This window comes from Zobellia roscoffensis (genome assembly GCF_015330165.1).
GTDB lineage: Bacteria > Bacteroidota > Bacteroidia > Flavobacteriales > Flavobacteriaceae > Zobellia > Zobellia roscoffensis.
This window is the reverse complement of the sequence record NZ_JADDXT010000002.1, coordinates 481,344-495,347: the sequence shown is the minus strand read 5'-3', so window position 1 is coordinate 495,347 and position 14,004 is coordinate 481,344. Positions and strand designations below refer to the sequence as shown.

Sequence of the window (14,004 nt, the reverse complement as noted above, 5' to 3'; positions counted from 1 at the left end):
AATGCGTTGTTTTAATAAGTAAGTCCCCTTGTTTAAAGGATTTGGAATAGTCCTTTTTTGGTTTTGCCGAGAAATAATTACTTTAATTTGTACCATGAAACAAACACATCGCTTTCTTTTTCATGTTTTTCTTTGGTTGGCCGTTTGGCTTATGGCATGGCTGTTACTTAATGAAAATGTTAGGTTTTTAGACAAGAACGTGCCTTCATTTTTAATGCAGATTGTGGTAATTGCTACGTTAATTTACGTGACGGCACCAACTCTACTGTTCAAGAAAAAGTATCTGCTTTTTGGTGTAGCCTCATTTGCATTGATTGTTTTTTGTTCTTTTCTTATTACGGAAAATTTTATGTTGAATAATTTACCGGAAGGGAATATGCCACCCCCTCCTGGAGGAGGACGTAGAGGAGGACCACCAATGGCTCCGCCAGAAATACTGATTCAATTTTTAATTCTCTCCATTGCTTATGTGCTGGCCACTTTTGTAGAAACATTTTTGTTCGCACAGAAAAAGGAAGAGGAGACTATTAGGAATAAAAATGAAAATCTTCAGATGGAGTTGAAGTTTTTAAAATCGCAGATAAATCCACACTTTTTATTCAATTCGCTAAATAATATTTATGCACTTTCCGTAATTGACTCCAATAAGACTCAGCAAAGTATTGGTACGCTTTCAGAAATGCTGAGGTATGTTCTTTATGAATGCGAACAACCTACTGTACCTATTAAAAAGGAGATTGCGTACATTAGTAATTATTTGGATTTATTTCGATTAAAAAGTAGTAAACCCTTTCCTATAAATACCAAATTTGAAGTGTTGAATTCCAATGCCAAGATAGCCCCCATGATATTGATTCCGTTTGTAGAAAATGCTTTGAAGCATGGGAATATAGATCATGTGGCAGAAGGCTATTTGGATATAAAAGTATATTCTGATGAACATAAAATAGATTTTCATGTTGCCAATAGTGTCTCTAAAATGCCTGCTCAAAAGGATAAAGTAGGTGGTATTGGATTAGAAAATGTAAAGAAACGCTTAGAAATTCTATACCCGAGAAACCACGAGTTAACTATTGAGCAGACCCCAGAAAATTATATCGTAAACCTTAGCATTAATTTAAATGGAACCCATTAAATGTATTGTTGTAGATGATGAAGAATTGGCACGTGGCCTATTGAAAAGCTATATAGAGCGATTAGATTTTTTAACGCTAGTAGCGGAAGTAGCCAATCCTTTGGAAGCATTACAAATCATAAAAAAAGAAAAAGTAGATTTGCTTTTTCTAGATATCCAAATGCCCGAAATAAAGGGTACTGATTTTGCCAAGTTGGTTCCTGATCACATCCAAATTATTTTTACCACAGCTTATTCTGAGTACGCTCTTGAAGGCTTTGAGCTTAATGCGCTTGATTACCTTTTGAAGCCCATCACTTTTGAGCGGTTTTTGGCAGCCGTGAATAAAGCAAAACCTAACGAAAATGAAGATAATTTTGAGAAGGCATCATCAGGTAATGATAGCATTACCGTAAAGTCTGGCTATGACTTACATAAATTAAAGTATGAAGACATTCTTTACATTGAGAGTGATAGTGAATATGTTAATTTTTATTTAGGAGATAAAAAGCTAATGAGCTTACAGTCATTAAAGAAGTTATTGGAACTATTGCCTGAGAATCAGTTTATGCGGGTTCATCGTTCTTATATTGTAAACAGAAGAAAAGTGACGGCCCTAAAAGGGCGGGATATTTATATAGGGGATAAAGAAATACCAGTAAGCGCCCAGTATTTTGATGCTGTTAAACAAGAATTGTTCTAGAATTTTCAAAACAGGATAAAAAAAAAGGACCTAGATGTTTCTAGGTCCTTTTCGCATTTTAAGTAGGCATGTTCTAGGTGAAAACATTCAGGCTTTTGGGAAGCCTAAATAGCTTTCATAGTATTTTTAGTTCAACCTCTCGTGGGTTGATGCTTGTTCTAATGTAATGTCTGCCACCGCATGCTCTGTTTCTTGATTGTTATTAGAGTTATCATAAATAACTACTGCTGCAACAAAGCTGGCTAAATAAAGTAAACTTTTTAATTTATTGTTCATAACGGTGGGGGGTTTGATTTCTGAAGCTAATTTACGGTGACTATTAGCACTAAAAACCGAATTGTTGCCAAATGAAGTTTTTCTGATGCCAAAGTATAATAAGTTGTTGAATAGCGTTTTGGGTTATCGGAGATTTGAGTCACTTCATCGGGGAGGGCTGTTTTTAGCTCAATTTAAAGAACACATCAAACAGATTTTTAACTTGTTAAAGAGTGCCGTAAAGGTGTTTTGGAAACAAATCACTTTTTTTTATTGGAAATTTCCCAGACAAAAGCTCCGGCCATGTATACCATAAACAGGGCAAATGGTAGTGAAGTGATAATCAATAGTTTTTGGATTGCGGTAAGGACATCTATATCTGGTTTGGCATTCCCTAAAAGAATTAAGGCCATAGTCGCCATTAAAATAAAAACGGCCCAAATAAGTCTGTGCTGCTTGTTGGGGTTCTTTTTACCATGGTCCGTAAACATACTCAATACAAATACCGCAGAGTCTATTGAGGTGACCAAAAAGCTAATGAGCAAAAATATAGTGGTGAAGTTAAGAAGAGTGGCCAAGGGATAGTTCTTGAAAAAAACGAAGATTGAAGAGAAGACATTACCAAACTCATTGTTGTAAGTCCCCCATACTTCAATAAGTTCAAATGCTGAAGTGCCAAAAACAGAAAACCAGAAGAAAGTGCCTATTGATGGAATTATTAATACGCCCAACAATAACTGGCGCAACGTACGTCCTTTGGATATTCTAGCAATAAATATACCGGTAAACGGAGCCCAAGCTAACCAAAATGCCCAGTAATAGAAGGTCCAATCCGTTAAGAACGTCATGCCCGGGTCATAATTCCCATAAGCCAAACTCATGGGTATAAAATCAATAAGATAGTTTAGGGTAGCTGTGCCAAAAGCAACCAAAATTCCAGAAATATCACTCATTAGAAATACAAACACTAATAGGAGGGTGGTGATTAGTATATTGACTTTTGAAATGATTTTAATACCCTTATTAACGCCTTGCCAAGCAGAATAGAAGGCAATAGCCGAAATTAGAACTGCCAAAAGTAGTGTTGTGGTGATGCCTAAATGGCTGTCAAAAACATGGTTTAAACCTCCGTTAATCTGGGTGGTTCCTAAGCTAATTGCAGCTATAAGTCCAAAAATGGTGGTAATGATGGTCATGATGTCTATACCTTTCCTGGCAACAGAATTAGAAATAGTATTTTCTATAGTGGCACTGACCCTAACTTTCTTTTTCTTTACGAAGAGGGCATAACCTACAACCATAGCAAAGAGACCGTAAAAGGCCCATGCGGTAAATCCCCATTGGTAAAAAGTGAACTCCAGCGCTAATATTTCCGGTGCCAAGTCTGATTTATATGGTGGATGTTGTTGCATAAAAACCGGCTCTTGTACGGCACGTAGCAGTATGCCAGAGCCCATTCCCGCACTGTAGAGCATGGACGTCCAAGCCCAAAGTGAATGTTCGGGTGTTGAGTTTTTCTTCCCTAATTTAATTTTTCCGAAGGGAGAGAATGCAATGGCCAATAAAAATAGAACGCAGCCTAAACCTAAATAAAGATAGAAGAACCCAAAGTAATTTCGTACCCATATGGATGCAGATTCAATAGACTCATAGGTGGCTTCCGTAGCAAAAAATACTACTAGGGTAAAAGCTAGTATAATGCCAATGGAGATCGAAAGTAATGGGTTTTTTAAATGTTTCATTGGCCGGTATTCGGTTTCGGGTGTTAGTCGTGTTTCGTATATTACCTATCCATTACTTCTCATAGATGAGCGTAAAATAAGAACTTTGCCCTAAATCGGACTCCAATACCGCCATAAATTCTTCTGTTTTCGTTTTGATTAATATAGCGGAAGTGTTCGGAGCTACATCACCCAAGTTCTCGGCATGTAGGGTTATGATATTTTCACCCGGTTGTAGATTAAGTTTAAAGAACTGTTTTTTTCGCTTTAAGGCAACCTGCTCAACGGCAATTTTACCATTTAGGTAAACTGTTACAATATCATTATCTATTCTGCGGTGGTCGTATAGTCCTAATTGAACGTTACTCTCTGAAACGGAATAGCGTTCAAAGCTGTCTATTAATGTGCGTTCAGCAATCTTAACTGGGGTGTCGGGTATTATAGTTCCTGCATCTTTGGGAGGGACAACTTTTTCCATTGCCCGGGTGGGAAGTGGTTTTGCAAAAACACCTATTACCTTAATGTCTTTTTTAAAGTTGATGGGTGATGCCTTTGTATCTGTGTTTTTTAGGGCGATAGTTAAATGATCATATGGCTTATCAGGTCTAACTATAAAAGTAAAATGGCCACGGGTAGCATAGTTTGGTGGTGGGTTTACTTCTAATTTAGGTGAGGGTTGAACAGACTCAACAATATCCGAAATACCATCATTTGATATATCACCACTCTTGGAAGGGAATACAGTAATTGGATAGGAGTAACTCTCGTCTTGCAATTGCTTGCCAAAAATCCAAAATCCAACTTCATAAGCTGCCCCAGGCATTAAAGCATCGTTAAGTTCTGCGGTTAAAATGGATTCGTAACCTAGTGGAGGAGTTTTAGGAATTTCCAGGCTCTTCAGTTTGTCATTCTGTGCGTATCCCCATGATAATGTTAGGAAGGACAGGGAAAGGCAAAAAAGCTTTGTATGGCAGAACGATGGATTTTTGTTCATTTCGCTTTGGCAATATTACGTATCATACCACCAAAGATAAAGTAATGAAAAGGCACAATACTGTACCAATACAAGCGCCCTTTTAAGCCCCTAGGTCTAAAAGTTGCAGTCTGGTGTAAAACATTGTGTTCATCAATTTTGAATTCTAGCCAAGCTTCGCCGGGCAACTTCATTTCGGCAAAAAGTAGAAGGCGCTTTGCTTTTTTATCCGCTAAAAGAACACGCCAAAAATCTAGAGAATCACCGGTAAAGATTTTGTCAGAATGCGTACGTCCTCGTCGCAGGCCTACACCACCCGAAAATTTATCTATGATTCCACGAATTTTCCAAAGCCAATTCCCATAATACCAGCCCGTTTCCCCACCAATTTTCCAGATGTTTTTTAAAACCTGGTCAGGGTTGTCCACTTTTACTTTTTTCTCATCTTTTAAAACCCCATATTTTGGAACCTGAATGTATTTCTCCAAATTCTTTTTAAAGCGGCCGCTCACCATGCTGTCTTTCCAGCTGCTTACCACGAGATTTTGCTCTATTTTTTTAAAGGCTAAATCAATGGCCTCTTTGTAGCTATGTGGTTTGATGTTCAGAATTTCCTGTAACCGATTGTTGCTGGCAATGACCTCTATTTTCATACTATCTACAAGGTTCAATGCCAATTTATATGAGGTAGAGGTTACAAAATAAAGCCAGTAACTAGATAGTTTGGGGGTCATTACGGGAACCGTCATAATATAGTTTTTAAACCCTCGCACTTCGGCATATTGCTCCAACATCTGTTTGTAGGTGAGGACATCGGGTCCGGCAATATCAAAAGAACCATTATAGGTTTTTTCATTGCCCAGAACACCGGTCAAAAAAGTTAGGATATCTCTAATGGCAATGGGCTGTGTTTTGGTCAATACCCATTTAGGTGTAATCATAACCGGCAATTTTTCGCAGAGGTCACGTATAATTTCAAATGATGAACTTCCTGAGCCCACTATAATACCGGCCCGTAAAACGGTTAGTTCAAAAGAGCCTTCATAAAGTATGCGCTCTACATTCTTTCTAGACCAAAGGTGTTTGGATAGGTTCTCTTCGTTTACGATTCCACTGAGATAAATAACTTGTTTAACTTGGGTTTCGCTGAGGTAAGCATTGAAGTTTTCCGCAGTTTTGGCTTCCATGGCATCAAAATCTTGCGTAGATGAACTCATGGAGTGTATTAGAAAATAGGCGGCATCAATATCCTTCGGAATTTTAAAAGGTTCAACCTCCTTTAGGAAATCGACTTCTAGAACCTCAATCTGCGCACGCATTTCTTTCTCAATAGAAAACCGAGCTTCATCACGAACGGTGCACACCACTTCATGGCCCATGTCCAGTAATTGCGGTAACAATCGCATACCAATATAGCCATTGGCACCTGTTAAGAGTATTTTCATGGGCTGCTATGTATTATAGGTCTTCGATTGAAGTTGGTGAATTGTCGGCTTTGTAATTTTGAATTTTAATAAAGAATTTCTGAATGGCTTTAGTATCAGCTTTAACTTTAATAAAATAGTGGTCGCGATAAATGGAATAGATTCCAATATCACCTTTGTATAACATGAGTTTGTAAAATGGAATGACCAAAGCAAAAGTTTCCAATAACGACCTGAAGCGAACTATGATTCCTTTTGGGCGCAACTCTATATTACACTGGTCCCGATTGTTATCTAGAATCAACAAATTTCTGATTTCAACGCTGGTTTCGGTTATAAATAGTCTGGGCGAACCAATGCCGCCCATATCCCAACGTTCCTTGAGCTTAAAGGGCTTACCTACCGCTTCGTCTATTTTTCTGGTAACCTGTTTGTCTGTATACGATACGTTTAAAAGCATGCGGGGTCTCTTTAGAAATTAACTGGCAACATAAGGTGTCATTTTTATAAAGTTAAAGAAAACGGAAGCCAATACACCCAGTCTTAGGGTAAAAGCGTAAAAAATGATTAGTTTTGCAGCCTGAAACGATAGATTATATGAGTATTCAAGCAATTTTAGAAACCAAGGTTAAAGAGGCGGTAGCGGCTATTTTTGAAATAGATCTTCCATCGGTGGAATTTCAACCTACCCGAAAAGATTTTGAAGGTGATGTAACTATTGTGGTATTTCCTATGCTTCGTTTCGTAAAAGGAAACCCTGTTCAAATAGGTGAGAAAATAGGTGCGTATCTGGAAAAAGAAGTAGCTGAGGTTACTGGTTTTAATGTAATTAAGGGGTTTTTGAATTTAGTGGTGGGTGATGCTTTTTATCTTGATTTCTTTAATGGGATAAAAGATAATGAAAGCTATGGTTATGTTTCTCAAAAGGAAACAGATGCTATTATGGTAGAGTATTCTTCACCTAACACCAATAAGCCATTGCATTTAGGGCATATTAGAAATAACCTCTTAGGATATTCGGTTGCCGAGATTTTAAAAGCTTCGGGCAAGAAGGTGTATAAGACTCAAATTATAAACGATCGAGGTATTCATATTTGTAAAAGTATGTTGGCTTGGCAACGTTTTGGAAATGGGGAGACACCGGGGAGCACCGGGTTAAAAGGTGATAAATTGGTAGGTAACTACTATGTTGCTTTTGATAAAGCCTACAAGGCCGAAATAGCCGAAAAGGTTGCAGCGGGAACCGATAAAAAGGTAGCAGAAAAAGAAGCGCCTATTCTGTTGGAAGCTCAAGAAATGCTTCAAAAATGGGAAGCGGGTGATGAAGAGGTTGTTTCACTTTGGAAAGAAATGAACGGCTGGGTATACAAGGGTTTTGATGTTACCTATAAAAACCTGGGTGTAGATTTTGATACCTTATACTATGAAAGTGATACTTACTTATTAGGTAAAGATGTAGTGGCCGGTGGACTTGAAAAAGGCATATTTTATAAAAAAGAAGATGGTAGTGTTTGGATAGACCTTACCGATGATGGTCTTGATGAAAAAATAGTACTCAGGTCAGATGGTACAGCTGTTTATATGACCCAAGATATTGGTACGGCCATACAAAGGGTAAAAGATTACCCCGATGTTGGTGGTATGGTATATACTGTGGGTAACGAGCAAGATTACCATTTTAAAGTATTGTTCTTAATATTGAAAAAACTAGGCTTCTCTTGGTCTGAAAACCTACATCATTTGAGTTACGGTATGGTAGATTTGCCAAGCGGTAAAATGAAGAGTAGGGAAGGTACGGTTGTAGATGCTGATGATTTAATGAACGATATGACGAGTACTGCTGCTCAAATATCTGAAGAATTGGGCAAGCTTGAAGGGTATTCTGCCGATGAGAAAAATGTACTTTATAAGTTGATTGGCCTCGGAGCTCTCAAATATTACATTCTAAAAGTAGATCCTAAAAAACGTATTCTCTTTGACCCAGAAGAATCTGTCGATTTTCAAGGAAACACAGGTCCGTTTATTCAATACACTTACGCACGTATTCAATCTATCTTAAGAAAGGCTGATTTTGATACGACTTCTAAGGTAGATGTCAGTGCTATTAATGGCTTGCATATCAAAGAAAAGGAGCTTATCAAACAACTGCAATTGTACCCGGAAGTGATTCAGCTGGCCGCAGAAAATTATAGTCCAGCTTTGATTGCCAATTATACCTATGATTTGGTAAAGGAGTTTAATTCGTTCTATCAGCAAGTTTCTATTTTGGGTGAAACCGATACGAACAAAAAGGTGTTACGTGTGCAACTTTCTCAGAAAGTTAGTGAAGTGGTTGCGTCAGCATTCCGGCTTTTGGGTATTGATGTGCCAGAACGTATGTAATCAGGCGTTCGCCTGTGCAATTTAAATTCATATTTAGAGTTGTAAACCATATGTTTACAGAGTATAATTTAAAAATTTTGGCTGTAGCCCTTCTGTGTATTCAGACGCTGTACATGGTATATTATATCATTGGCCATTATGCTCTAAATCCCTTTGTGAGAACAAAGCCTCTTTCTGCTAAAGATAAGCAGCTACTAGTAGATAATTTTGCGATTTATTCTGAGCTACCCATTTCATTACGAGAGAAGTGTGATAAGCGTATTATGTGGTTCAGAAGTAGAAAAAAGTTTATTTTCTACGGGCAGGTAGATAAAAAAGAGGAGCTGAAATTACTTTTAAGTGCTTCTGCAATATTGATGACATTAGGTTTGAAAGATTATAAAATGCGGCAGTCGCTGTTACGAATAATCGTTTACCCGTCAAAGTATTATTCACGAATCAACCGAAGACATCATTTGGGGGAATACAACCCTGGTTTTAAAACTGCTATTTTTTCCGCGGATACTATTTGGGAAGGGTTCCGAATTTCTGATGATAATTTAAACTTAGCGCTACATGAATTTGCCCATGCTCTTAGTTTTCAGATGATTCGCAAGAGTTCTTGGGAATCGCGTAAGTTTAGAGTAGGACTCAAAAAAATAAAGGAACTTTTTCTTAGAGAGGGTTATGCTCAAAAATTGGCAGATTCTAATTATTTTAGAGAATACGGAATGACCAATCTTCAAGAATTTTTTTCTGTTGCTGTAGAAAATTATGCAGAAACTCCTCAAAAGTTCTTAGCTGATTTTCCAGAACTATATGGAATTATTCAAAAAATGCTAGGCTTTGATTTTCAAATTATTCCTAAACAATTTTCCGGAGAGTTAGCTGTTGAATCATGATTTTTTGAGATTATGGTTTAATACTTGGTCTGGAATCTAAGTGATTCGTATTCCAAATTTTATTTTGATTGGTATGATCGATGTTCCCTCCAGATAATAGTACTATAACTCGTTTTTTGGTAGTACTATGTTTTAACCATTGTACAACACCTTCCATAGCCATTGCACTGGTGGGTTCAACATGTAATTTTAATAAATGCGTGAGCCACTGTGTCCAATAAATTAATTTTGATTCCTCAACCTCGTACATGGCATCTAGTCTTTTCAAATATTCAAAAGTTATATCGCCAACAGCCATAGTCATAGCGCCATCTGCTAGCGTATCTGGAGTTGAGGTTAACCTTTGAATTTTGTTTGTTCGCAATGATTCTGCCGCGTCGTTGGCATTCAAAGGTTCAACACCGATAACTTGAGTTTTGGGTGATATTGCATTGGTAGCGATAACCGTACCCGATAACAATCCACCACCACCACAAGGGGCAAATACAGCGTCTATGTCAGATACTTGCTCTAATGCTTCACAGATTGCAGTACCTTGTCCGGCAATAACTTGATGATGATTGAATGGTGGTACCCAATAAACTCCTTCTTCTTTAGACGCTGCAAGAACCCGTGCATCAGCAATATTTCGGTCTTCACAAAGCTCTACTTTAGCACCATAAGATTGGGTAGCTTGAATTTTTATTTTAGACGAATAAGCAGGCATGTAAATAGTAGCCGGAATATTGAATTGCTTGGCAGCCCACGCCACGGCTTGTGAGTGGTTTCCTGAGCTATTGGCAATTACATGATTAGGGCGGTCATTATTTTCTATGAGCCAGGCCAATGTATTGCATGCGCCTCTTGCTTTAAAAGCACCTATTTTTTGAAGACATTCCGCTTTGAAATAAATCTCGTGACCTAACCAATCGTTTAGAAGTGATGAGGTCAGAATAGGAGTCTTATGTACATAACCGCCAATACGTTTTCTAGCTTTTTGAATGTCTTCTAGTGTGGGCATGTTAAAGGGAGCTTAAAAGATGAAAAAGGAATAAAGTGTCCGTTAAAATTAATTATAATTTTTGGGGATGCCTTCTAGTATTTACTTTAAAATCTAACCCTAAAATTCATATTGGGAGTGAGACCTAGAGAAAAAGTCTCTACTTTTTCGATTTGACCTTCGTCATTAAACTGATAATAAGAGTTTAGTATATTTTTTCGACTTGTAAAGTTTAAAACGGAAACACCTGCGGAAGCCTTAAGTTTTTTGGTGATATTAAAATTGTAAATAGCGGAAACATCAGTACGTAAATATTCGGGTAGTCTGCTGCTATTGGGTTCTTGGTAATTAATTCTGTTTGGGAAGAAAGTAGAGTTAATAGGTTCTTCTACATCAGGTTCCGTATAGGGTTTACCGGTACGATAATTTAAGCCGATACCAAATTTAAAATTTTCTAAGGTGTAAGTGCCGGCAAATGTTGCCGCATGTCTAATGTCTAAATTATTCGGAAAATCTGGGGGAACGACTTCAGAAAAATTATAAGTATTGAAATTGTAGGTGTAGCTGGCCCATACACTGTAGTTATCTGTTTTTTTATTGATTAGGAATTCAACGCCCTTTACATCATACTTTCCTATTTCTCCGTTAAACTGATTTTGGTTCTGAAAACCTTGGGTAGAAGTACTAATACCGTCTACTTCTTTGTAAAAGGCTTCGACGCCAACATAAAAATTTTGATGGTCGTAATTGATACCTATGGACCCCTGTTTACTTTTGGTAATGGGCAATTTGTCGCCATCGGAAACAATCCACCTTCTCTTTTCTATACCTAAAAAATTTTGCTCTAAATCGATAATTTGATTGGTGGCCTGACTTTTAAATTCCCCTAACGCCTGAACTTTTAGGTGTCTGGTAAAAGCATAATTAAAACTTAGCCTAGGTTCTAAAATGTATTCTTTAAATGTACCCGGGTTCTCCAAATAATTCAGTCGTAACCCACCTCTGGCAAATACTTTTTTATCCGTAGAAGTAAAGGTAAGTTCTGAAAAAAGAGCGTGACTTTTAATTACATTCCGTGCGTTGCTCTCAAAAGGAGGCTGTGTTACCGATGTTTCATTGGCAATACCCGTATCCGTAAATTGATAGCCATTAAGCCAGGTTAAATTTTCATTAGGTACATAATTGGTGTTTAGTTTTAGGGCTGTTTCTTGAACCTCGTTATTCTGAAAAAGAATCTGCTCTGCATTACCGGAAATATTACGAGCATCAAGTTTGTAGCGTGTGTGGTAAAGATTTAAAAAAGTGTTGAATTTTTTAGTCCAATCACTCTTTAAACTTGTTCCAAAAGAAAGGTTTTTTTGGTTTAAAGCACTCTGAATTTCAGTGTCATCACCTATATTTCGCTCTGTATAATCCAGCAAATTATTAATGTTGATAAAGCTAAAACGAAGTTTTTGTTTTTCGTTGATGTCATATAGTAGCTTCCCTGTAAAATCGTAGAAATAGAAATTACCTTCTTGTGCCACTTGGCTATCGTCAAAAACACGAGTAAAGAACTTATCGTAGGTTGGCGTATCTATTAAGTCCGTAAGAGAGCGCCTGGCGGAAAACTGTACCGCTAGCTTTTCATTTACCGGAAGGTGTCCGTAAACATCGCCACCAATAAGGTTGAATCCTGCTCCGGCAAAAAAGGTATCTGCTATGTCATCTTTAGTGTGCATATCTATGATGCCGCTAACCCCATCGCCATATTCGCTTGCAGTTCCATTTTTTATGAGCGTAACCTTGTCTGTTAAGTAGGGGTTAAAAGCAGAAATCAATCCAAAAAAGTGTCCGGATTGGTACATTTTTATACCATCCCACAAGATCAGATTTTGGTCATTGCTGCCCCCGCGAATATTAATGTTGGATACAGTTTCGTCCGTACTTTCAATTCCGGGTAATGCCTGAACGGTTTGAAGAATGTCCGGTTCTATCAGTCCCGGTAGAATGCCAAATTCTTCACTGTTCATTTGTAGGCTCCCATCTAGTTGTTTAACGAGTCCTTTTGTTAAGAATTCATAAACGATCACTTCGTCTAATTGCTGGTAAAATTGAGCCAATAAGAGTGTACTGCAGGGCTCTTTTACTATTAAATCGTCAGCACTTACAAATAAGGTCTTATAACCAAGGTGTTTAATTTGGAGTGAGGAATTTCTAGGGATGTTGTACAGTGTAAATGTACCGCTATCATCTAGAATTGTAGAAATATTGGTTCCAAGAACCTTTACGCTGGCACCGTAAAGTGTATTCATTTTAAAGTTGTCCAGAACTGTAGCGCAGATGGATACGAAGTTGCTTTTGGTAAGCGTATAATAACGTTCGTTGAGTTTTTCTATCTCAACTTGCGTTTGATACTTAATATCATTAAGAATATCTACTAATAAGTCTTTCTTGGGAATATGGATTTCAAGGTCATAAATTTCATTATCCGCATAAGAAAATTTTATATTGAATTCCTGTTCTAACTGCTGTAAGAAAATTGACAAATCAATCTTGTCACCACTTTGAGCTATGGTGTCGTGTGAGATTAGGAAACACGTAATACCTACAATAAAAAGAAGAAGTTTACGGATTCTTATCGACATAGAAGAGCACTTTGCTGCCCTCAAATTTAAACTTTATTTGCGAGGGTGCGCTTATGCTCTTTAACGCAATTTTCCTATCCGTATTACTAAAAGTTCCAGTAAACAATTGTTCCAAGTCAACACCCTGTGTTTCTACGGTAATGTTATGCTGTCTTTGGAACTCATCAAGAACATATTTTAAAGGCACGCTCTTAAACGTGCTTTCATTGTTCATCCATGAGGGTTGCAATAATTTGGATTCTGGAGATTCTATAATAGTATCGTCTATAATAACAAACGAAGAGCCTGCTGGTAGTTTGGTCTCTTTTCCATTAAACAAAACACTTACCAAACCTTCAAAACAGGTAACTTCAAAAAATCCTTTTCTATTTTCTACATTAAACTGAGTTCCTAAAACGGCAACTGTGCCAGCCTCTGTAGCAACCGTAAAACGCTTTCCTTTGGCTACTTTAAAAAATGCCTCGCCCTTAAGTTCAACATTACGCTCTTTGCTCCATTTTCTCTCGCTGAAAGAAATTTCAGAATCAGCATTTAACTGTACTTTTGAGTTGTCCGGAAGAATAACTTCTTTAGTCTCGGCATATTCGGTAACAATATTTTCATCCAAAGTATTCAGATAAAAATAAGAACCGAACATAATAACCGCAGCTGCCGCTGCAATGCGCAAGAATTTCTTGAAAGGGTGCAATTGTACAACCTTCGTATCCTGTAAGGTACGCTGGTTCTTTATAGCCATAAGGGCTTCATCCGCATTAAAGTCAGGTGCTTGCAACTGACTGGAAGCGGCAACAATACGCTCATAGGAAGCATACTCGGCAGATTTTTTAAACTCTGCGAGCTCTGCCTCTGTGAGGTCATTGTTCAACCATTTTGCTAAGTGATTTTCTTGCATCAATTCTAGCTTTATGCCTTAGTAACAATTCGTTACATAAATACCCTACTTTT

Annotated in this window: 12 protein-coding genes; 4 read left to right on the top strand and 8 right to left on the bottom strand. The window is 37.6% G+C overall.

From position 1 onward, the window contains the following. Positions 1 to 94: 94 nt before the first annotated feature. Positions 95 to 1,135: a sensor histidine kinase gene (locus IWC72_RS02105; protein WP_194528683.1), complete on the top strand. Its 1,041-nt coding sequence runs from the start codon at positions 95 to 97 to the stop codon at positions 1,133 to 1,135. Next, the gene (locus tag IWC72_RS02100; protein WP_194528682.1) at positions 1,122 to 1,817 is read left to right on the top strand and encodes a LytR/AlgR family response regulator transcription factor; all 696 of its coding nucleotides are present in this window, start codon (positions 1,122 to 1,124) and stop codon (positions 1,815 to 1,817) included. The genes IWC72_RS02105 and IWC72_RS02100 overlap by 14 nt, the downstream gene beginning before the upstream one ends. Before the next feature lie 126 nt (positions 1,818 to 1,943). On the opposite strand, the gene IWC72_RS02095 is transcribed toward IWC72_RS02100, so the two are convergent. The 5 genes from IWC72_RS02095 to IWC72_RS02075 all read right to left on the bottom strand — a co-directional run bounded on the left by IWC72_RS02095 (position 1,944) and on the right by IWC72_RS02075 (position 6,650). Beyond that, positions 1,944 to 2,093, bottom strand: a complete 150-nt coding sequence (locus IWC72_RS02095) for a hypothetical protein (protein ID WP_194528681.1) — start codon at positions 2,091 to 2,093, stop codon at positions 1,944 to 1,946. A gap of 239 nt (positions 2,094 to 2,332) precedes the next feature. Next, the gene (locus tag IWC72_RS02090; RefSeq protein WP_194528680.1) at positions 2,333 to 3,814 is read right to left on the bottom strand and encodes a BCCT family transporter; all 1,482 of its coding nucleotides are present in this window, start codon (positions 3,812 to 3,814) and stop codon (positions 2,333 to 2,335) included. 52 nt (positions 3,815 to 3,866) lie between these two features. Next, complete coding sequence (locus IWC72_RS02085; protein WP_194528679.1) at positions 3,867 to 4,787, bottom strand: hypothetical protein; 921 nt, start codon at positions 4,785 to 4,787, stop codon at positions 3,867 to 3,869. Further along, positions 4,784 to 6,211: an SDR family oxidoreductase gene (locus tag IWC72_RS02080; protein ID WP_194528678.1), complete on the bottom strand. Its 1,428-nt coding sequence runs from the start codon at positions 6,209 to 6,211 to the stop codon at positions 4,784 to 4,786. The genes IWC72_RS02085 and IWC72_RS02080 overlap by 4 nt, the downstream gene beginning before the upstream one ends. Positions 6,212 to 6,224: 13 nt before the next feature. Beyond that, on the bottom strand, positions 6,225 to 6,650 hold the full coding sequence (locus tag IWC72_RS02075) for a hypothetical protein (RefSeq protein ID WP_194528677.1): 426 nt from the start codon (positions 6,648 to 6,650) through the stop codon (positions 6,225 to 6,227). Between the two features lie 137 nt (positions 6,651 to 6,787). Between IWC72_RS02075 and argS the strand changes: the two genes are divergently transcribed. Next, on the top strand, positions 6,788 to 8,572 hold the full coding sequence (argS, locus tag IWC72_RS02070; protein WP_194528676.1) for an arginine--tRNA ligase: 1,785 nt from the start codon (positions 6,788 to 6,790) through the stop codon (positions 8,570 to 8,572). A gap of 50 nt (positions 8,573 to 8,622) precedes the next feature. Then, positions 8,623 to 9,453: a zinc-dependent peptidase gene (locus IWC72_RS02065; RefSeq protein WP_226979464.1), complete on the top strand. Its 831-nt coding sequence runs from the start codon at positions 8,623 to 8,625 to the stop codon at positions 9,451 to 9,453. Between the two features lie 10 nt (positions 9,454 to 9,463). On the opposite strand, the gene IWC72_RS02060 is transcribed toward IWC72_RS02065, so the two are convergent. The 3 genes from IWC72_RS02060 to IWC72_RS02050 form a co-directional block, all read right to left on the bottom strand. Further along, the gene (locus IWC72_RS02060; RefSeq protein WP_194528674.1) at positions 9,464 to 10,453 is read right to left on the bottom strand and encodes a serine/threonine dehydratase; all 990 of its coding nucleotides are present in this window, start codon (positions 10,451 to 10,453) and stop codon (positions 9,464 to 9,466) included. Between the two features lie 86 nt (positions 10,454 to 10,539). After that, positions 10,540 to 13,059: a TonB-dependent receptor gene (locus IWC72_RS02055; protein WP_194528673.1), complete on the bottom strand. Its 2,520-nt coding sequence runs from the start codon at positions 13,057 to 13,059 to the stop codon at positions 10,540 to 10,542. Further along, positions 13,040 to 13,951, bottom strand: coding sequence for a FecR family protein (locus IWC72_RS02050; RefSeq protein WP_194528672.1), 912 nt, complete (start codon positions 13,949 to 13,951; stop codon positions 13,040 to 13,042). Before IWC72_RS02050 ends, IWC72_RS02055 begins: the two co-directional genes overlap by 20 nt. Between the last annotated feature and the right edge of the window lie 53 nt (positions 13,952 to 14,004).

What these genes read in the sequence shown, in the direction of transcription:
- IWC72_RS02105 (WP_194528683.1), top strand. Translation starts at nt 95, where the DNA reads ATGAAACAAACACATCGCTTTCTTTTTCATGTTTTTCTTTGGTTGGCC.
- IWC72_RS02075 (WP_194528677.1), bottom strand. Translation starts at nt 6,650, where the DNA reads ATGCTTTTAAACGTATCGTATACAGACAAACAGGTTACCAGAAAAATA.
- argS (WP_194528676.1), top strand. Translation starts at nt 6,788, where the DNA reads ATGAGTATTCAAGCAATTTTAGAAACCAAGGTTAAAGAGGCGGTAGCG.
- IWC72_RS02065 (WP_226979464.1), top strand. Translation starts at nt 8,623, where the DNA reads ATGTTTACAGAGTATAATTTAAAAATTTTGGCTGTAGCCCTTCTGTGT.
- IWC72_RS02080 (WP_194528678.1), bottom strand. Translation starts at nt 6,211, where the DNA reads ATGAAAATACTCTTAACAGGTGCCAATGGCTATATTGGTATGCGATTG.
- IWC72_RS02055 (WP_194528673.1), bottom strand. Translation starts at nt 13,059, where the DNA reads ATGTCGATAAGAATCCGTAAACTTCTTCTTTTTATTGTAGGTATTACG.
- IWC72_RS02085 (WP_194528679.1), bottom strand. Translation starts at nt 4,787, where the DNA reads ATGAACAAAAATCCATCGTTCTGCCATACAAAGCTTTTTTGCCTTTCC.
- IWC72_RS02050 (WP_194528672.1), bottom strand. Translation starts at nt 13,951, where the DNA reads ATGCAAGAAAATCACTTAGCAAAATGGTTGAACAATGACCTCACAGAG.
- IWC72_RS02100 (WP_194528682.1), top strand. Translation starts at nt 1,122, where the DNA reads ATGGAACCCATTAAATGTATTGTTGTAGATGATGAAGAATTGGCACGT.
- IWC72_RS02090 (WP_194528680.1), bottom strand. Translation starts at nt 3,814, where the DNA reads ATGAAACATTTAAAAAACCCATTACTTTCGATCTCCATTGGCATTATA.
- IWC72_RS02095 (WP_194528681.1), bottom strand. Translation starts at nt 2,093, where the DNA reads ATGAACAATAAATTAAAAAGTTTACTTTATTTAGCCAGCTTTGTTGCA.
- IWC72_RS02060 (WP_194528674.1), bottom strand. Translation starts at nt 10,453, where the DNA reads ATGCCCACACTAGAAGACATTCAAAAAGCTAGAAAACGTATTGGCGGT.